Source organism: Acrocarpospora sp. B8E8 (assembly GCF_039871605.1).
In the GTDB taxonomy this organism is placed as follows: domain Bacteria; phylum Actinomycetota; class Actinomycetes; order Streptosporangiales; family Streptosporangiaceae; genus Acrocarpospora; species Acrocarpospora macrocephala.
In genome coordinates this window covers 30,588-50,573 of the sequence record NZ_JBDPLV010000074.1, presented here as the reverse complement: position 1 = coordinate 50,573, position 19,986 = coordinate 30,588, and the positions used below count along the sequence as shown (strand labels likewise).

At 66.9% G+C, this 19,986-nt stretch carries 12 protein-coding genes; 1 reads left to right on the top strand and 11 read right to left on the bottom strand.

The genetic code is table 11. From position 1 onward, the window contains the following. The 5 genes from ABGB08_RS44550 to ABGB08_RS44530 form a co-directional block, all read right to left on the bottom strand. Window positions 1–1,897, bottom strand: a 1,897-nt coding sequence (locus tag ABGB08_RS44550; RefSeq protein ID WP_347603630.1) for a condensation domain-containing protein, incomplete at its 3' end; no start/stop codon positions are given. A 20-nt stretch (window positions 1,898–1,917) separates the two neighbouring features. Next, entirely contained in the window at window positions 1,918–2,532 is a 615-nt protein-coding gene (locus ABGB08_RS44545) for a DUF6875 domain-containing protein (RefSeq protein WP_347603628.1), read from the bottom strand. Next, entirely contained in the window at window positions 2,529–3,812 is a 1,284-nt protein-coding gene (locus tag ABGB08_RS44540) for an NAD(P)/FAD-dependent oxidoreductase (protein ID WP_347603626.1), read from the bottom strand. Before ABGB08_RS44540 ends, ABGB08_RS44545 begins: the two co-directional genes overlap by 4 nt. Further along, window positions 3,803–6,931 carry an amino acid adenylation domain-containing protein gene (locus ABGB08_RS44535; protein WP_347603624.1) on the bottom strand — a complete coding sequence of 1,043 codons (3,129 nt, stop codon included), beginning with the start codon at window positions 6,929–6,931 and terminating at the stop codon, window positions 3,803–3,805. The genes ABGB08_RS44540 and ABGB08_RS44535 overlap by 10 nt, the downstream gene beginning before the upstream one ends. Further along, entirely contained in the window at window positions 6,928–9,828 is a 2,901-nt protein-coding gene (locus ABGB08_RS44530) for an amino acid adenylation domain-containing protein (RefSeq protein ID WP_347603622.1), read from the bottom strand. The genes ABGB08_RS44535 and ABGB08_RS44530 overlap by 4 nt, the downstream gene beginning before the upstream one ends. A 130-nt stretch (window positions 9,829–9,958) precedes the next feature. Between ABGB08_RS44530 and ABGB08_RS44525 the strand changes: the two genes are divergently transcribed. Then, entirely contained in the window at window positions 9,959–13,486 is a 3,528-nt protein-coding gene (locus ABGB08_RS44525) for an AMP-binding protein (RefSeq protein ID WP_347603620.1), read from the top strand. A gap of 212 nt (window positions 13,487–13,698) precedes the next feature. On the opposite strand, the gene ABGB08_RS44520 is transcribed toward ABGB08_RS44525, so the two are convergent. From ABGB08_RS44520 to ABGB08_RS44495, 6 genes are all read right to left on the bottom strand, one after another. Continuing rightward, on the bottom strand, window positions 13,699–14,472 hold the full coding sequence (locus ABGB08_RS44520) for an ABC transporter permease (RefSeq protein WP_347603618.1): 774 nt from the start codon (window positions 14,470–14,472) through the stop codon (window positions 13,699–13,701). Between the two features lie 20 nt (window positions 14,473–14,492). Continuing rightward, on the bottom strand, window positions 14,493–15,287 hold the full coding sequence (locus tag ABGB08_RS44515; protein ID WP_347603616.1) for an ABC transporter permease: 795 nt from the start codon (window positions 15,285–15,287) through the stop codon (window positions 14,493–14,495). A gap of 220 nt (window positions 15,288–15,507) precedes the next feature. Then, window positions 15,508–16,452 (bottom strand): ABC transporter ATP-binding protein, encoded by a 945-nt coding sequence (locus ABGB08_RS44510; protein WP_347603614.1) that lies wholly within the window; start codon window positions 16,450–16,452, stop codon window positions 15,508–15,510. Next, a complete protein-coding gene (locus ABGB08_RS44505) occupies window positions 16,440–17,972 on the bottom strand; it encodes a glycoside hydrolase family 13 protein (protein WP_347603612.1) in 1,533 nt (510 codons plus the stop codon). Before ABGB08_RS44505 ends, ABGB08_RS44510 begins: the two co-directional genes overlap by 13 nt. 46 nt (window positions 17,973–18,018) lie before the next feature. After that, entirely contained in the window at window positions 18,019–18,993 is a 975-nt protein-coding gene (locus ABGB08_RS44500; protein WP_347603610.1) for a carbohydrate ABC transporter permease, read from the bottom strand. 13 nt (window positions 18,994–19,006) lie between these two features. Then, the gene (locus tag ABGB08_RS44495) at window positions 19,007–19,861 is read right to left on the bottom strand and encodes a sugar ABC transporter permease (protein WP_347603608.1); all 855 of its coding nucleotides are present in this window, start codon (window positions 19,859–19,861) and stop codon (window positions 19,007–19,009) included. Window positions 19,862–19,986 lie beyond the last annotated feature (125 nt).

Sequence of the window (19,986 nt, the reverse complement as noted above, 5' to 3'; positions counted from 1 at the left end):
GGGTGGGGTCGAGGGGGAGGTAGGCGCAACCGGCGTTCAGCACGCCGAGGATGGCGGCGATGGCGTCGGAGGAGGACGGGAGGAGGACGCCGACGACGCTTCCTGGGTGGGGATCGAGGGTTCGCAGGGCTTGGGAGAGGCGGTCGGCTTGGCGTACTAGCTCGGCGTAGGTTGTGGTTTCGGTTTCGGTGATGACGGCGGGGGCGTCAGGGGCGGCTTTTGCCCGGGCGGCGATCAGGTCAGTTACTCGGAGAGCTTGACCTGCGGGGACGGGGTTGGGGGCGATGGTGGCCAGGGGGACGTCCCACATGCGGGTGTCCGGGGTGGTCGTGAGTGCGTCGAGGACGCGGATGAGGTGGTCGCCGAAGCGGGTCATCGTGTTCGCGTCGAAGAGGTCGGTCGCGTAGTCGAAGTGCAGGTGGGTGGCTTCGGCGACCACGGTCAGGTCGAAGCGGGCGGGCGGGGCGGAGAGTGCCCAGGATTCGGCGGTCAGACCAGGAGCCGGATGTTGTACGGCTCCCGCCTCACCCGTGACCAACATGACCTGAAATATCGGGTTATGGCGGAGAGCTCTGCGACCGCCCACCAGGTCAACGACCTCGTCGAACGGCACCGAACGATGATCGAGACCGGCCATGGTGGTTTCGCGAACCTGAGCCAGCACATCCCCTAAAGCCGGATTGCCCCCCAGCCTGGTACGAAACGCCAGCGTGTTCACATAGAACCCCACCGACTCATCCAGATCCGGATGATCACGATCGGAGACCGGCGAACCGACCACGACATCATCCACATCCGCCAGCCGTGTCAGAACCACCGCAAGTGCGGCCATCATCACCATGAAGGGCGTGGCGTCCGCTCGCCGGATCCCCTCCACGACCTTTTCCGGCAATGGCACCGAACAACGATCTCCCCGATAGCTCGCCCGGCTTGGCCGTATCCGATCGGTCGGTAACGGCAGGAATCCGGGCGCGCCTTCGAGCTCTCGCCGCCAGTAGTCCGCCGCCGTGTCCCGGCGTCCCGCCGCCCACACCGCGTAGTCGGGAAACTGAATCTTCACCTCCGGAAGAATCTCGCCCCGATAAAGCGAATAAACCTCCCCAAAGATCACCCCCACCGTCTCTCCGTCAGAGACCAGATGGTGCAGGCACAGCACGAACACATAGTCATCCGCGCCCGTTTTTACCAGCAAAGCCCGAATCAGCGGCCCTGCCCCGAGGTCAAATCCCCGCCCGAGAAACTCCGCGACCCGGCCATCGACGGCATCCCTTCCAGACCACACACCACCGGCCATACCGGTGCCGACGTCCCGCCGGACCGGCGCAACATCCGCATCAGACCGGCCAGCCTCCCCACACTCGGAAGCAGCAGAGCTGAGCCGATCAAAGACCACGAGATCCGCGTATTCCAGGACCGAGTCGACCTCAGCGTGGACTCGCTGGGTTGGGCGGCCGTCTACCTCGATGATGAAGGTCCGCAAAGCTTCGTGGCGGGTGACGACTTTGTCGAGGGATTCCGCGAGGCGGCCGGGGTCGAGCGGTCCGGTGAGCCGGTGGGCAGCCCAGCAGAGGTAGGTGTCGTGGTTCTGAGCCGTTTTGGCCAGGTCTGCGGGGATGAGCGGGCTCGGGATGTCGCGATTGTCGGCTGTTTTGGCTATGTGGGAGGGAGTGAGCGAAATCGCGGTGTCATGATTCTGGACCGCTTTTGCTAGGTGGGTAGGGATGAGCGGAATCGGGGTGTCATGGCTCTGGGCCGCTTTGGCTAGGTCGGCCGCGAGGTCGTGGTCCTGGGCGGCTTTGGCTAGGAACCAAAGGCGTTCCTGGGCGGGTGTGAGCGGGATGGGGGTGTCGGGGTCGCGTCGCGGGATCGTGGGGCGGGATGCCGCGACTCGGGCCATTCGGGCGCGTAAGCCGGCCATCAGGTGATCACCACGTCGCGCAGGTGAGCGGGAACATGGTCACCGAAGATCGCACGATATGCCTGGACATGTTCCGGTTCGTCGGCCAGGAAGGGCAGATCGGTGGCGACCATATGGCGGATGACCAGCATGGGCACCGGGCTCGCGAGCGGACGGAGATCAGGGTTCCACAGGCCGGGCTTGTCCGGAGGTCCGTCATGGAACTCCCCGATCATGAGCCCGTCCGGAACGTACAGGTCCTTTAGCCGCTTCTGGGCGGCGTCGATGACGGTGAGAATCCCATACGCGTCGGGAAACAGGATCAGGATCGTGGTGTGGAGCGAATCGGGCTCATCCCGCGGAGCCAGCTCGGTGAACCACTCTCGGTAGGGTTCGACCGCTGAGACGACTTCATCCACCGTGCCCGGCACACCAGGACGAAGCGCGAGATGAAACCTGTTCCGGTCGATCGAGGATTGGGCATAAGGACAGACCGGGCCGCGCCGCCCCAGGTCGGGATGCGGGTTACAGAGGTATTCGCGGGCCCAACCGGCCGCCGCACGCAGGTGGCGGTGGTCGCCGACCTCGGTGATGTCGTAGAGGCGGAGCGCGGGGTCGCCGGGATGGATGATCACTGCACGTGCCTCCTGCGTTTCCATGCCGCCAGAACGGCTGCACCGGCGAGCAACCCGGCCAGCGTGGTGCGCAGGACCAGCCGGTCCTGGGCTCGGGCGCGGTCGAGCGCGTCGCCGTACGGCATGGTGGTGTGGCTGATCATGGTGTAGAGGGGCCGCCAGTGGCCGGGGAAGGCGCGGCTGAGCAGGGTGTCCAGTCGTTTCCTGGCGCGGTGGAGTGGGGAACGCAAGCGGTCGCGCAGTTCCAGGAAGTTGTCCTCGGAGAGGTCGGCGAGGACGTCGGTGTGCGGCTTTCTGGCCCGCTGGTAGGCGGCGAAGGCGGCGGCCCGGTCAGCGGGGTGGGCCGCCAGGCAGGTGTCGAGGACGACACAGTCCTCGAAGGCGGAGTTCATGCCTTGCCCGTAGAAGGGGTAAACCGCGTGACAGGCATCGCCGATCAGGACGACACGGCCGGCGTGATGCCAGTGTGAGGTGCGTACCGTCACCAGATGGCCGACCGGGTTCGCGGCGAACTGAGCGGCAAGGTCGGGGATGACGGCGGACGGGAAGTTCGTGCGAAAGAAACCGGGAACGTCGGGAAGTGCGATCAATTCGGCGTACGGCATGAAGAGGGTGCACGTGAGGGACGCGTCCACATTGGGGTGGGCGACCATGAGGCCACGTTCGCCGGGCCAGACGTGGAGGGCTTCAAGGCGGTCGGTCTCGGGGAGATGGAGTTCCTTGTAGCCCCAGTCGAGGAAGTCCTGGCGGAAGTCGGCGGGCAGGCCGCGGTGGGTCTCCTGGCGTACGGTCGAGAACGCGCCGTCGGCGCCGACGATGTAGTCGGGGGTGATGCGGCCGTGGCCGGTGACCGTGAGGGCGGGAATGTCGCGTTCGACGCCGGTGCAGGGGGCGTTGAAGTGGAACCGTACGCAGGGGTCGGCCTCTTCGACCAGGACTCGGGCGAGGACGTCGCGACGGATCGAGTAGAGGATCTCGGTGGGATCCTGCCCGTAGGGCTGGAAGAACGGGTCGCCGTCGCGGGGGTGCACGTAGCGGCCGCGCATGGGAACGGTGTGCGGGCGCACGCTCTCCCACAGCCCGGCCAGGCGTAATGCCCGGATTCCCCGGGCGGACAGGCCGAGATTGATGGAACGCCCCTCGCCCGCGCTGCCCTGCCGGGGGTCGCCCCGGCGTTCGAAGACCTCGACGCGGTGGCCGCGCCTGGCCAGGTAGATCGCCAGCAATGAGCCGGCGAGACCGGCCCCAACGATCGCGACATGATCGCCGTTCAGGCGCACCGCTCCGCCTCCTCCAGAATGGCCTCGACGGCCTGGGCGAATTCGGCGACCGTACGCCGGGTGAACAGCGTGCGGACGGGGACGGCCAGGTCGGCGGCGTGGCGGATGCGGGCGATGACGCGGGTGGCGAGCAGGGAGTGCCCGCCGAGGGTGAAGAAATCGTCCCCGGCCCCGACGCGATCAAGCCCGAGCACGTCCGCCCAGATCTCCGCGACCAGTTCCTCCGCTTCGGAACGCGGCGGAATGTACGCCCCTGGGGAGGCTGCCGGCGCGGGAAGGGCATTGCGGTCGAGCTTGCCGTTCACGGTCAGGGGGAAGCTGTCGACGGTCACCCAGTGGGTGGGCACCAAATGCGGAGGAAGCGTCTCAACGACCTGGCGCCGGAGGTCGTCATGGCTGGCGGTCCCGGCGACATACGCGACAAGATCCCCGTCCCGGGCGATGACGACAGCCTGCCGAACGCCGGGGCATCCGGCTAGGCGGGATTCGATCTCACCGGGTTCGATCCGGAACCCGCGAACCTTGACTTGATCATCGAAACGGCCGAGGAACTCGAGTTGCCCGTCACGTCGCCAGCAGACCCGGTCACCGGTCCGATACATCCGCGATCCGGGTGGTCCGTCCGCGTCGGGGATGAAGCGCTCGGCTGTCAGCCCCGGCCGGCCGAGATATCCCCGCGCGACACCGACACCGCCGATGAGCAGCTCCCCCGCCACCCCGATAGGCACCAGTTCGCCATACTCATCCACCACCCGTACGGTCGTCTCCCCGATCGGGCGGCCTATCGGCGGATTTCCCTCTTTCCCGCCAATGTCCGCCGCCGTCGCGATCACCGTCGCCTCAGTCGGCCCGTACGTGTTGACCAGCCTGACCCGATCGCCGAACCGACGCCGCCACCGCAGCACCGCATCCGCCCCGACCTGCTCCCCACCCAGAATGACCAGCCGCAACCCCTCCGGCCACGCCACCCCGTCAAGATCGCGAACCAGCTCATGCCAGTACGCCGTCGGCAGATCCAGCACCGTCACCCGCCGCCCGGCAGGCGTACGCAGAAAGTCCGGAAAGCTCCTCCCGCCATCCGGCACCATGACCACACCGGCCCCAGCCGCCAACGCCGGAAAGATCTCCTCGGCATGCGCGTCAAAGCCCAACTCCGCAAACTGCGCGATCCGATCGCCGGGTCCCAGGCCGTACGCCTCCGCCATCCACCGCACCCGAGCGGCCACACTCCGCCGCTCCACCACCACACCCTTGGGCGCTCCAGTAGACCCCGACGTATAGATCACATATGCCGCGTCCTCCGGACGAACAGTTTTGCCATCGACGAGCGGGTCCGTTGCTCGCTCATCCGGATATATCGACTCATGCGGCGTATCTCGAGTGCCGAAACTTGCCCTCCCACCGCGAGGGATATGCGGCGTCTTCTCCGCATCCATGGGAGCCGTCAAGCGCGCCCAGAAGGGCTGGCTGCCGGTCCTCCCCCCAAGACGGACGTGGACTCCGCCCTCCGAACCCGATTCGATGATCAAGCTCGCGCCGCTGTCCGACAGGAGGTAGCTGGCTCTCTCGTCGGGGTATTCCGGGTCGATGGGGAGATAGGCGGCGCCCGTGCGCCAGATCGCGAGGAGCGTTGGCACTAGATCGAGGGTTCGGGCGAGCCGGACCGCCACAACGTGGCCCGGGCCGATGCCGTGCTTGCGTAGGGCGGTGGCGAGTTGGTCTGTTCCGTCGGCGAGTGCCCTGTAGGTCAGGCGTTGGCCGTCGCACGCGATGGCTGTGGAGTCGGGTTCTCCGCCTAATAGGTCGACCAAAGACGCGCCGGGCTTGAAGAGCTGGCCGATGGGCGATGCGCCGGAGTGTTGGGTGTGGAGTTGGGCTAGTTCGGCCGGCGGGATCAGGGTGAGGCGGCTGATTTCCGTTTCGGGGTGGGTGGCGATGGCGGTGAGGAGCGTGAGGAATCGGGTGGTGAGAGCGGTGATGGATTCGGGGTCGAAGAGGTCGGTGTCGTAGGTGAAGGTGAGGCCGGTCTGGGTGGGGCCTTGGTAGATATCGAGCGATAAATCGGTCTTTGCGGTGGCCAGGCCGGAGTCGAAGATTTCTACGGTGAGGTCGGCCAGGCGGGGGCGTTCCGATTGGGTGCGCATGTACATGAACATGGCTTCGAAGGGGGCGCCGAAGGGAAGTTCGCCCTGGTCGTAGGCGCGGAGGGCGGTGTTGCGGGTGGTTCGGAGAAGGTCGCGGAACCTGACGTCCCCGGAGACTTCGGTGCGAAGCATGATCAAGCCGGTGAAGTAGCCGATCAGGGGTTCGGTGTCGACACGGTTTCGCCCGATGATCGGCGTGGCGATGGTGATGTCGCGCTGGCCACAGTGCCGGGCCAGCAGAATCTGGAAAGCCGTCAGGAAGACCATGAAAATGGTCGCGCGTTCGGCTCTGGCCAGGGATTCGAGCGTGGCGACAAGGCCTGGCGGGATCTCGCGGTGGACCTGGGCACCTCGGGTGGAACGCGTCGCGGGTCGCGGACGATCCGTGGGCAGCTCCAGCGGTGGAGCGTCTTTCAGGGCTTCTGTCCAGTACGCCGTGCGGGTTCCGGTGGCTTCGTCACGAAGGCGGCGCACGTGGTCTGCGTACCGGATGGGGAGAGGCGGCAAGGCCGAGGGACGTCCAGCGATGAAAGCCTCGTAGAGGTCGGCCAGCTCGCGGAGCAGGATGTCGACCGACCACCCGTCAGCGACGATGTGATGCAAGACGAGGCAGAGCACATGGTCATCCGGCGCGATCCGGAACAAAGTGAACCGCGCGACAGGTCCATCGGCCAGGTCGAACGGGCGATTTGCCAGCCCGGCCACGTGCTCGCGAACCGTTTCCCGTGAAGCATCGCGCTGAACGAGCGGAATATCGTCGCCGACGATCACGCAGGCCGGAGTGCCATCCTGCTCGGTGAAACGACTACGGAGCACATCGTGGCGCGTGACGATTTCGGTCAAAACTCGCCGTAGCGCCGTACGGTCAAGGGATCCGTGGATTCGCAAGGCCACCGGCATGTTGTACGAGGCGTCAGCCGGGTCGAGGCGGTGGAGGAACCACAGGCGTTCCTGGCCCGGGGTGAGCGGGGTCACGGGATGCCTCCTCGCTCGCTGACCACGGCGGCGATTCCGGCGATCGTGGGCGTGTCGAAGAAGGCGTAGAACGGGACATCGACGTTGAATCGGTCGCGGATTCTGGCCGCGATCTGGGCGATGGTGAGGGAGTGGCCGCCCAGGTCGAAAAGGCTCTCTTCCGGATCGATTCCATCCAAGCCAAACACGTCCGCCCAGATCTCCGTGACGGCTTCCAGCGGCGATTCGCCCGCCTGAACGTCGGCGACGGGTTCGTCATAACGGGGCAGAGCGGCGCGGTCGAGCTTGCCGTTGGGGGTCAACGGCAGTGCGTCGAGCTCGACGAACGCAGCCGGCATCATGTAGGCGGGCAACTGCCGCGCGAGGTGGCGGCGCAGGTCTGGAGCGCCGCCCACGGTGTACGCGATGAGTTGCTCGTCCTGGACCGCGACCGCGGCTTCCTTCGCGTGCGCTAGCAGGCAAGCTTCGATCTCGCCAAGCTCGATGCGGTGCCCACGAAGTTTGATCTGATTGTCGGTACGCCCTAGGAACTCCAACTCGTCCCCCCGGAGGCGGACGCGATCGCCGGTGCGATACATCCGAACCGGCTGGGTGAGAAACCGTTCGGCCGTCAGCTCAGGCCGGTTGAGATAGCCACGAGCGAGCCCAGCTCCGGCGATGTAAAGCTCACCGGGCACGCCGCCGGGAACCGGTTCAAGGTTGTCGTCGAGAATCAGCAGCTGGGTGTTGGCAAGCGGACGCCCAATGCTCACCCGGTCGGGATCGAGCGGAATGTCGGCCAGCGTGGACCAAATCGTGGTCTCGGTCGGTCCATACATGTTGAGCAGCCGCCCCACTCGCGCCCGAAGCTGCCCGGCCAACGGCAACGGAAGAGCTTCGCCTCCAGTGAGAGCGGTTCCTTCGAAGGCGAACCCAGCATCCAACAACAGACGCCAGGTCGACGGAGTGGCCTGCAGGTGACTGATCCGGTGACGCTCGGCAAGCTTCGTCAGAGCGGCACCATCGGCTGTGTCGGGCTCCGCAGCGACAACAACCGAGCCCCCCGTGATCAGCGGAAGCCACAGCTCCAGCACCGAGATGTCAAAAGACAACGACGTCACGGCCAGCCAGACATTCCCCGCTTCGGCGCGAAGCTCATCGCGCATCGCCAACAGCAGGTTGGCCAGCGCACGATGCTCAATCTCGACGCCCTTGGGCCGCCCAGTGGACCCCGAGGTGTAAATCACATACGCGAGCTCGCCACCAGCCGCGTGATCGGCGAACGAAGCCGCTGTCGTGGGTGCGTGATCAGTATGAGGGTCGGCGAATGGAACCACTGTCACGCCCGGCATGTGCGTGCCTGGGTCGGCGAGGAGGACCTTGGCGCGGGAGTCGGTGAGGAGGTAGTTGAGGCGTTCTGCCGGGTATGCGGGGTCGAGTGGCAGGTAGGCGGCGCCGGCCTTCCAGCAGGCTAGGACGCCCGTCACCAATCGCTCCGAGCGCCCGGCGGAGAGGGCGACCAGATCGCCCGTTTTGACTCCGGCCAGCCTGAGCTGTTCTGACATCCGCTCGGCTAGGCGATCTAGCTCGGCGTAGGTCAGGCGGGTCTCGCCGCTGATCACGGCAACCGCGTCCGGTGTCGACGCGACCTGCTCCTGGACCAGGTCCAGAACGCTCACCTGCGGGTATGCGGTGTCCGCCCCCGCCACGACCGGTCCATCGGCGATCGCCAATCCCCGCAACGCAATATCCGGATTTTTCGTGACCTGGGCGAGGATTGCCTGCCAGTGCGCGGCGATCCGTTCCACGTCGGCGCGAGCGATCGATCGAGGCGCGAACTGGAACATGACGCCCAGTCCGCCCGGCCCGTCCACTAGGTGAATGCGCAGGGCATTGCGGGCGGTTCGGTTGAAGACCACCCAGTCCACGCTGGTCCCTGATGGTGGCGCGATCCGGCGGCGATAGGTCAGCGAGACGGGCGCGAGCGAGACCCCAGGCCGGAGCCCGGAAACCGCCCGCCCCAACGGAACCTCGCGAACGCGATAGAGCTCCCGCAATCCCGCTCGAACCGACCGGGCGAACTCCGCGAAGCTCACATCCGGCGATGGTTCCGAGGCGAAGGGCAACTCGTTCACGTACACGCCGATCCGGCCATGCGCCTCCGCGGGCCGTACCCCAAGATCCAAGGCGGTCACCGGGCGTTCGTTGCCGTAACGGCGCAGGAGCGCGTGCACGCTCGCGACGACCAGCTCGAACCGCGCCACGCCGAGCCGCTCGGCGGCATCCCTGAGCACGCATTCAGGCAGCCGGAACTCGACCGCGTCTCCCGCCTGGACCTCCTGGTCAGACCGGTCGAACCCGGGCAGCACGACCTCGTCAGGCTCGGCCCACCGCCCCGACCAGTACGCCCGCGCCACCGGCACCCCAGCCGCGATCCGCGCCGCCTCCTGATCTGGATCCTCACCCGGACCGAGCCCCGGCAACTCCGGCGCGAAACCCTCGACCTCGGCCCGGTAACACGCCGCCAGATCGGCCACGAAGACGTCGGTCGACTGCCCGTCGAAGGCCAGATGGTGCACGACGACGAGCAGCCGCCCGTCGTCGAGCAGGCTCATCCGCGCCAGCGGCCCGTTCTCCAGATCGAACGGCCGGAGGATCTCCTCCTCCGGGTCCGAACCGAGCTCGACCCGGACCGGCAAGCCCTCAACCAGGTACGGAACCCCGTCCGTTTGCCGGATCGCCGCCCTGAGCAGCGGATGCCGTTCGACCACTCGCGCGCATGCCCGGCCCAGCGCCGGAATGTCCACGGGACCGGCGAACCGGACCGCGAACGGCATGTGATGAACCGCTCCCAGGTCACTGAGCTGCTCGTTGAACCAGATGCCGCTCTGCGGGACCGAGATTCGAACGTGTTCCATTGAACCGCCCCAACGATCGCTTATTTCGTGAGTATGACTAGAAATTGCATCTGTTTGCTAGATACTTGTGATGATTCGTTCGGAGTGGTTTACTCCGAGAGATCATCCACGGCTGCGGAAGAAGCGGACGATGACCGTCACACTCCCCGGACTGCTCCGGGCAAGGGCCAGGGAGCAACCGTCGAGAACGGCTTTGATCTGCGATGACACCGCGAAGTTGAGCTTCGGCGAATGGGACGAACAAGCCGACGCCACCGCGTTCGAACTACTCGAACGGGGCCTCTTGCCCGGCGACCGCGTCGGCCTGCGCTACGACAACGCCCGCTGGGCGGACTACGCGATCGCGTTCCTGGGCGTCCTGCGCGCGGGCGGCGTGGCGGTCCCCCTCCCGTCCCGCCAATCCGACGCCACCCTCCACCTGATGCTCGAAGACTGCCAAGCCCGCTGGATCCTCAACCAACCCATCCACCCCAGCCCAGCCCGGACTTCCACCGCCACGACGGACGAGTCCGTCATCCCCCAGGGCATCGCCTCATCCGGTATCGCCCGAAATCCCGAGATCGACTCCCACGCCACCCGCAGGGAGACCCGTCGGGATCCTGCGCTCCAACCGGGCATCACATGGATAGAGACCGGCCAGGACTTCGGCGCCACCCAGGGGGAGACCCACGCCGCGACCCAACTGGGGCTTGCTTGGACGGGGATCGGCCAGCATCCCGAGCCTGGGAATGAGCCGAGAGGGAGCCGTTGGGAGCCTGTGGTCGGGTCTGGTGATTTGGCGCAGATCTTGTACACGTCTGGGACGACGGGGCAGCCGAAGGGGGTTGCGGCGAGTCATGCCAACCTGGCCTTCGGGCATCGGCCGCATCCGGGGTATCGGATGTTGTCCCACTCGGAGCATTTTCTGCATGCGTTCCCGATTGGGACGAATGCGGGGCAAATGATGCTCGTCAACACGCTTGTCGCGCATCCGGCCGCGCTTGTGGCCTCGGTGTTCGAGGCGGAGCGGTTCTGTGCGTTGATCGCGGAGCATCGGGTGGGGACCGTGTTCCTGGTGCCCTCGATGGCCGTTGACCTGCTGAATTCGGGAGCGTGGCGACGACATGATCTGTCTTCTGTGCTTCTGCTCAGTTCGTCGGCGGACGCGCTGCCCCCGCATGTGGCCGTCGCGCTTCCGGAGGCCTTTCCGAAGGCCACGATCGTGAACTTCTACACCTCGACGGAGGCGGTGCCGGCGCAGACGACCATGATCGTTGATCCGGCTCGGCCGCATTCGGTGGGGCGGGCCACCGAGTCGGGGGATCTCCGGATCACCGGGGATGACGGGGCAGCCGCCGAGATCGGGGAAGTCGGGGAGGTGTGGTTGCGGGCGCCTGCCGCGCAGCGCTCGTACTACGGGGATCCGCAGGCGAGCGAGCGGGTGTTCCAGCGTGGGTGGACGCGGATGGGCGATCTCGGGTACCTGGATCGGGACGGCTACCTCTACCTGGTCGGACGTGAGTCCGACGTGATCAAGTCCGGGGGTTTGAAGATCTCCACGCTGCAGGTTGAGGCGGCGTTGCAGGAACATCCCGCGGTGGCTGAGGTGGCCGTGCTCGGGGTGCCGCACCCAGTGATGGGGGCCATGGTGGCGGCTGCCGTGGTGTCACGAAGTCCGGCCACCGCCGACGAGCTCCGGACCTTCCTGCATCAACGACTGGCCCGCAACGAAATCCCCACACGGTACGCCTTCGTGGACGCGTTGCCTCGAAACGAGCTGGGCAAGGTCGTCAAGGGTGAACTCCGCGAGCTTTTCACAGCGCCGCGGAATGCCAAGGGGCGGCCGTTGGAGACGCCGGAGCAGCAGGCGCTGGCCCGGTTGTGGAGTGGCGTGCTCGGTCTGCCGGTCACGAGCCCCGACGACGACTTCTTCGCCCTGGGCGGTGACTCCCTCAAAGCCACCCAACTCGCCACGCGGGCGACTGAGGAGTTCGGCGTCGACGTTCCGGGCACACTCGCCTTCGATCATCCGACGCTGTCGGCTCAAGCCGAGCACGTGACCCTACACGCCCCCACCCAGAACCTGATTTATCCCGAAATATCGACAGAATTGGGTGCGCTCTCTGGGGTTCAGGAGCATTGGTGGCGCTGGATGCACGCCGCTGCCGAGACCCGGCATATGCCGCCTGTTCACGTCGCCGTCCAGATCGATGGGCAGGTCGACGCGGGCCTCGTCGACCGCTGCCTGGCTGAGCTCGTCAGAAGGCATGAAGCCCTGCGAACCGTCTTCAGAGACGGCCGAGCCTTCATCGAGCCGGAATCCCACGTCCGCGTCACCGTCCACGAAGCCTGCGACGAAGCCGAAGCCGGGCACCTCGCGGCCGACCTCGTCCGCGCACCTTTCGACATCGGCCGGGGGCCATTGCTCCGCGCCGCCCTGATTCGCCTTCGCCGTGGGCGTACGGGCTGCGCGGGAGAACCCGCCGCCGGTGGTGGCCTTTACCGGGATTGCGGCCCCACCGGCGGCGCGGGTTCCACCAACTCCACCAGCACCGCGAACTCCACCACACGCGCACAATCCACCGGCAGCCCGAAATCCACCACGGGCGCACAATCCAGCGGCAGCCCCGAAGCCACGATGGGCACACAATCCACCGGCAGCCCGAAGTCCACCACGGGCACGCAATCCGGCGGTAGCCCCGAGGCCACGATGGGCACACAATCGAGCGGCGGCCCGGAGGCCACTGGCCATTTCGGCGGCAGCCTGGAGTCCACCGTCCTCGTCATAGCCGCCCACCACATGATCTTCGACGGCTGGTCGGCCGGAGTCCTCCTCCGGGAACTGGGCGTGCTCTACTCCGCCTTCAGCCACAACGCCACTTCCCCTCTCCCTCCACCCACCCAGTACGCCGACTTCGTCGCCTTCGAACACCGCGAATGGCACCGAAGCCGCCCCCACTGGAGGACAACCCTCAACGGAGCCCCAAGCACCCTCCCGGCCCTCCCGGGCCGCTCCCCCACCGTGACCCTGTGCGCGGCCATCTCCCACGATTTCCCCATCGCCCCCGTACGCGACCTGGCCAGCCGCCACAACGCAACCTCAGCCATGGTCCTCGCCGCCGCCTGGGCCACCACCTTGAGCACCTGGGCCAACTCCCCCGAAATCGTCCTCGCCACCCCCGTCACCGGCCGCTCCCACCCCGAATTCGAAGCCACCATCGGCTGCCTGTTCCGCTGGAACCTCCTCCGCATCCCCATCGACAGCACGAGGGACGAGAACACCAACCACGGAGATACCAGGGCACCAGACGCCCAAGGCGGAGGCATTGTCGCCCGAGTTCGCCGAGCCATCCTCACCGCCAACGACCACCAGTTCCACAACTTCGCCCGCCTGCACGAACTGGTCCCCTACCCGGCGTACTTCCGTTTCGAAAGCTGGGGCCGCCCCGCCCACCTCCCCGGCCTGCCGTCCCAGGAGTTCCCCATCCCGGCCGGCCCGATCATGGAATGGCGCCTGGCCGACGACGACCCGGACACCCACCCACCCGAGCTCCTCATCACCGAACACCCGGACGGCTCGCTAACCGGCTCAATGATCTACAACAAGTACGCCTACCAGACCGCCGACATGGCCGCCCTCGCCGACGCGTTCACGGCCACGATCCCCCGGCTGGCATAAGCGCCAACAGGACGACCCGGTTGCCAGGTCACTCGCCGTTTTCCGGCGCCGTTCACGCAGGTGATGGTCCTCGCTGCACCGGCGCCAAGAGCGGCGGCAGCATTCTGTTCGGTGGCTAAGCAGACGGGAGGCGCTGCCATCTGCGGCATCAAACCGTTCGGCGGCTAAGCCAACAGGAACGCTGCCATTTGCGACGGCATCCCGTTCGGTGGCTAAGCGGACAGGAGGTGCTGCCATCTGCGGCGGGCCAGGAGGAGGCAGGTGGTGCCCAGGACGAGTAGGTAGGTGGCGTTGGCGAGGAGGGTTGGTTCTAGTTGGCCGAGGGCGGGTTGGCGGATCAGTTCGATCGCGTGGTAGAGGGGGAGGGCTTTCACGATGAGTTGGACGGGCTCGGGGTAGATCGTTACGGGGTAGAAGGTGGTGGCGAAGAGGAACATGGGGAGCATGACGAGTTGGGTGTACTGGAAGTCGTCCCAGCTTCGGACGTAGCCGGCTACGAGGAAACCGGCGGCGCCGAAGGTGTAGGCGATGAGGAGGCTGCCAGGGAGGGCCAGCAGGATCCAGGGGGAGGTGACCAGGCCGAAGGCGGTGACGGCGGTGAGGAAGCCGAGTCCGGTGATGAGGCCGCGCAGCATGCCCCAGGCGATCTCGCCGGTCACCAGGCCGGTGACTGTCATGGGGGTGGCGACCAGGGCGTGGTAGAAGCGGTCGAAGGTGAGTTTGGCGTAGGCGGTCTGGGTGGTTTCTTCCAGGGCGCTGTTCATTACGGCGGTGGCCAGCAGGGCGGGGGCGATGAAGGTGGCGTACGGGACGTCGATCCCGGGGACGTCACCGACCAGGGCGCCGATGCCGACGCCGATCGCCAGCAGGTAGAGGATCGGCTCGAAGATGGAGAACAGGGCCATCGTCCAGGGGCTGCCGCCTTTGTGTACCCATATGTTGCGCAATACCAGTAGGTGGGCGCCTCCGGCGCGAGGCAGGGGCATGGGACGTTCCTTCAGTTCCGTCATTCGTGGAGACACCGCCGGTAGGTGATGCGCGCGATCATCGCGCCGATGGCGCAGAGGGCCGTCAGATAGCCGATGTGCAGCAGGCTCGTGCCCAGGGTGGCGGTTCCGAGTGCCAGCGTTCTGGACAGGTCCACACCGTGCCAGAGTGGCAGCGCGTACGCGACCGCTCGCAACGGCGCCGGCAGCTGCGTGACCGAGAAGAATGTGCCGGAGAACAGGTACATCGGCATGACCACGAACCGGAACACGGTGTTGAGCTGCGGAAAGTCCGCCACGGTTACCGCCCACGCGGCCAGCGGTGTGGCGAAGGCCAACCCGGTCAGTGTGGCCGCGAGGGTGACCGCCAAGGCGATGGCGATGTTCTCGATCAATCCGAACAGCGCCATCGCCATGACGAAAGCGGCGGCGCTCAGGAAGAGTCGCAGCGTGATGAATATCAGATGCCCGGCGAAGATGTGTCCGGGTTCGAGCGGAGTCGCCGCGGCGGTCGAGTAGATCCGCTCCCTCCGCAGCGCGCTGTTCACCACGAACCCGGCTTCCACGAATGCGTTCTGCAACGCCGCCGCGGCCAGCAGGCCGGGCGCGAAGAACGCCAGGTACGACGCCCCCTCGACCGACCCCTCGACCAGTGTGCCGAGTCCGGCCCCGATCGCCAGCAGAAACAGGATCGGATTGGCGACACTCACCACGATCGTGCCCCGCCAGGTTCGCCGATACCGCACCAGCCAGTACGCCATGGCCCGAAACGCCATCGTCAACCCACCGGCACGCACCGCAACCCTAGGCGTCATGCCGGCTCACCTGAACGCGGCTCAGCCCTGGTGGTTCTCCCACCCACCCAGCCCTTTGTTTTCCCCCGGGCTCCGCCCGGCCCCGCTGTTTGCCCTGGGCTCCGCCCGGCCCCGGCATCGCCGTGGTGTCCGCGTGGACCACAGCCGTGGCACGCGGGACATCACGCCAGTCCACCAACATCATGATCAGTCCACCCATGGCGTACTAAATCCCGAAAAATCAGTCCGTGAGAGAACGGCCGGTGAGGCGGAGGAACACGTCCTCCAGGCTGGCGCGGCGGACCAAGGCGGTGAGAGGCCGTACTCCTGCCTCGGTCGCCTGAGCCAAAGCCTGTTCACCATCGTCCGCATACCAGAGCAACCGATCCGGCAGCACCTCGACGTGATCGCCCAGCTTCCGCGCAACCTCCTCGTTCTCCCCCGGTGGAAAGCGCAACTCCAGCACCTCCCGCGTGACATGCCGCTCGATCAACTCCCGCGGCGACCCTTCATCGGCGATCAACCCCTTGTCCATCACCACCAGCCGATCGCACAACTGCTCCGCCTCATCCATGTAGTGCGTGGTCAGAATCAACGTGACCCCGTCCTGCTTGAGCCGGAAGAGCCGATCCCACAGCACATGCCTGGCCTGCGGATCCAACCCGGTGGTCGGCTCGTCCAGCAGCAGGATCTCCGGCTCGTTGATCAGCGCCCGCGCGATGGTCAGCCGCCGCCGCATCCCCCCGGACAGGTGCTCCACCCGCTCCCCCGCCTTGTCCTCCAACCGGGCGAACTCCAGCAACTCCCCAGCCCGAGCCTTCACAGCTCGGCGAGAAAGCCCGAAGTACAGCCCGTACACCACGAGGTTCTCCTCGACGGTGAGCTGGGTGTCGAGGGAGTCGTCCTGGGGCACGACACCCAGCCGGGCCCGGACCCGGCGGCCGTCGGCGACCGGGTCCAGGCCGAGGATGCGCAGCGACCCGGCCGTGGGCGCGGACACCCCGCCGAGCATGCGCATGGTGGAGGATTTCCCGGCCCCGTTCGGCCCGAGGAAGCCGAACGCCTCGCCCCGGTGGACCTGGAAGTCCACCCCGGCCACGGCGCGGAACGGTGTCCCCTTCCGATCCCGCGCCGGGTAGGTCTTCTCCAGGCCGGTGGCGAGAATGAGCGGATTCAGGCGAGCCATACCGCGGTGTCGGTCGGGAGTTCCTCACCTTCGAGGGGACCGCTGGCGAGCAGCACGGTTTCGTGCGGCGGGAGCCGTACGGGCTCGGAACCCAGGTTGACCAGGCAGGTCAGGCCCGATTCCCGAGTGAAGGCCAGGACTTCGGGGGCGGAGCCGAGCCAGGTCAGGGTGCCGTCGCCGAGGCGGTCGCGGCGGATGGCGAGGGCGGTCTTGTAGAGGGTCAGCATCGAGCCGAGGTCCTGGGCCTGGGCTTCGGCGGTGAGCTTGTTCCATGCCTCCGGCTGGGGCAGCCACGGCTCGCCCGTACCGAACCCGAACGGCGGCTCGCCGCCGGACCAGGGCAGCGGGACGCGGCAGCCGTCGCGGCCGGGGATGGTGTAGCCGGAGCGGGGCCACATCGGGTCCTGGCGCAGGTCGCCGGGGATGTCGTCGACCTCGGGCAGGCCGAGCTCCTCGCCCTGGTAGATGTAGACGCCGCCGGGCAGCGCCATGGCCAGCAGCGCGGCGGCGCGCGAGCGGCGGTAGCCGAGTTCCAGGTCGGAGGGCACGCCGTCGCGGCGGGCGCCGTGGTCCCAGGAGGTGTCCTCGCGGCCGTAGCGGGTGACCACCCGGGCCACGTCGTGGTTGGAGAGCACCCAGGTGGGCGGTGCGCCGAGCGGGATGTGGGTGGCCATCGTCTCCTGGATGGAGTGGCGCAGCGCGGCGGCGTCCCAGGGGCAGGCCAGGAAGTCGAAGTTGAAGGCGGTGTGCATCTCGTCGGGGCGCAGGTAGCGGGCGAACCGCTCCTGGTCGGGGAACCAGACTTCGCCGATGAAGATGCGATCGTCGTACTCCTCGGCGAGGCGCCGCCAGCCGCGATAGACGTCGTGCACCTCGGGCTGGTCGGTGTACCCGTCGGGGTCGCCGCCGTCGAAGTCCTTGACGAGCACGGCGGCCGAGTCGATCCGGATGCCGTCCACGCCCCGGTCGAACCAGAAGCGCAGCACGTCGTGGAACTCCTGATGGACTTCCGGGTTGGTCCAGTTGAAGTCGGGCTGCTCCGGTGCGAACAGGTGCAGGTACCACTGGCCGTCGGGGACCTGCGTCCAGGCGGGGCCGCCGAAGATGGACTTCCAGTCGCCGGGCTCGTCCCGGAACCAGAACCGCTGCCTGGCGGCCGAGCCGGGACCGGCGGCGAGCGCCTCCTGGAACCACGCGCTCCGGTCGGAGCTGTGGTTCGGCACCACGTCGATGATGACCTTGATGCCCAGCTCGTGGGCCTCCGCGATGAACTTCTCCGCCTCCTCCAGGGTGCCGAAGGTCGGCTCGATGTCCCGGTAGTCGGCGACGTCGTAGCCGCCGTCCGCCATCGGGGACGGATACCAGGGCGTGAGCCATACGGCGTTGACACCGAGGTCGGCGAGATACGGCAGGCGACTCCGCAGGCCGGCGAGGTCGCCGATTCCGTCGCCGTTGCCGTCGGCGAAGCTGCGCGGGTAGACCTGGTAAATCGCGGCCCCCCGCCACCACGTTTCGGGCATGCTGGAAACAACTCCTTTAGAGGTTGGGATTGCGGTCGGGTGTGGTTCAGCCCTTGAGGCTGCCCGCCGTGAGACCGGCCATGATGCTGCGCTGGAAGATGAGAAAGACCACGATCGCCGGAACGCTCGCGATGAAGAGCGCGGCAATCAGGACATTTTGCGGCATCTGTGCAGAAAGTGAGGAGATGCCAACGCTGATTGACATCTTCTCGCTATCCGGCAGCACCAGGAGCGGCCACACGAAGTCCTTCCAGACGTTGACCACGGCGAGGATGGAGACCACGCCGATGATCGGCCGGGACACCGGCAGGACGACCGACCACAGGATCCGCAGCGGCGAGGCCCCGTCGATCTGGGCCGCCTCCAGCAGTTCGCGTGGGATCGAGTCGAAGAAACGTTTGAGCAGGAAGATGAAGAATCCGTTGGCCACCGCCGGAAGCCAGATGGCCCACGGGGTGTTCAGCAGGTTCCATCCCAGGATCGGCAGATCCTTGACCGTCAGGTAGGCCGGCAGCAGGATCACCGTCGGCGGGATCATCAGCGTGGACAACATCAGCGCGAGCACGACGTTGCCCAGGATCGGCCGCAGCTTGGACAGCGCGTAAGCCGCCGCCACGTCGAAGGTTAGCGTGAACAACCACGCCCCGGCGGCGTAGAGCAGGGTGTTCTTCAGGAACAGCCCCAGATCGAGCAGATCCCACGCCTCCGACCAGACCCCCCAGTTGAGCGTCTGGGGGAAGAAGGTGGGCGGCACCTGGGCCAGCTCCTCGGGCGACTTCATCGCGCCGGTGAACATCCAGTAGAGCGGGAACACGAACGCCGCGGTGAAGGTGACGAGCACGACGCTCATCACCACCCAGTAGACGATCTTGCCGCGGGTGGTGGTCAGCGTGTGCGGCGAGACCAGGCCACGGAACTGCGGCCCCTCCCGCCGGCGGCCCGGCTTGCGGCTCCGCCTGGGGCTCGGCGCGGGCGCGACCGGCCGCGCCGCGGCCCGGTCCTGCACGGTGCTGTACGACATGCGTCCCTCCTCTCTAGGTCCGGTCCCGCGAAACACGCAGGTAGACGGCGGAGAACACGATGAGCACCAGCATCAGCATGAGGCCGAGCGCGCCACCGCCTCCCCAGTTCCCGAAGCTGAACGCGTACTGGTACATGAGGTACGCCACGGTGACGGTGCCGTTCTCCGGACCGCCTCCGGTCAGCAGGAACGGCTCGATGAACACCTGCATGGTGGCCACGATCTGGAGCAGCAGCATCACCAGCAGGATGAGCTTCGTCTGCGGGATCGTCACGTGCCAGACCCGCTTGAACAGGCCTGCGCCGTCCAGCTCGGCCGCCTCGTAAAGCTCGCTCGGGATGCTCTGCAGCGCGGCCAGGTAGATCAGCGTGCCGGTGCCCAGGTTCATCCAGGTGGAGACGATGACCAGCGAGAGCAGCGCCGTGTCGGTGGAGTCCAGCCAGGCCAGCGGGCCCAGGCCGAACACGTCCAGCGCCTGGTTGAACAGGCCCGCGCCCGGGTCGTAGAACCACTTGAACAGCAGGACGGCCACGGCCGGCGGGAGCATCACCGGCAGGTAGACGACCAGGCGCAGGTAGGCGCGGGCGTGCCGCAACTCGTTCAGCACGAGCGCGAACACGAACGGCACCGCATAACCGAAGACGAGCGCGAGCAGGGTGAACGTGGCGGTGTTCAGCCAGGCGGAGGCGAACGCCGAATCATCGAACACCGTCTCGAAGTTCTCGAAGCCCACCCACTCGGGCGGGTCGATGAAGTTCGTCTTCTGGAAACTGAGAATGAACTCCCGGATCATCGGATACCAGGAGAAGAACGCGAAGCAGATCAGTGCCCCGCTGAGAAACCCGTAGGCCGTCAGGTTGCGGCTCACCGAGCGCCGTGTCGCCCCGGGGGATCGTCGCCGTGATCCCTTCACGGTCATTGTGCTCATCGGATGGCTCCCGATCTCGACGTGAGTGTCGGGGGCCAGCCACTCTCGGCCGGCCCCCGGATGTC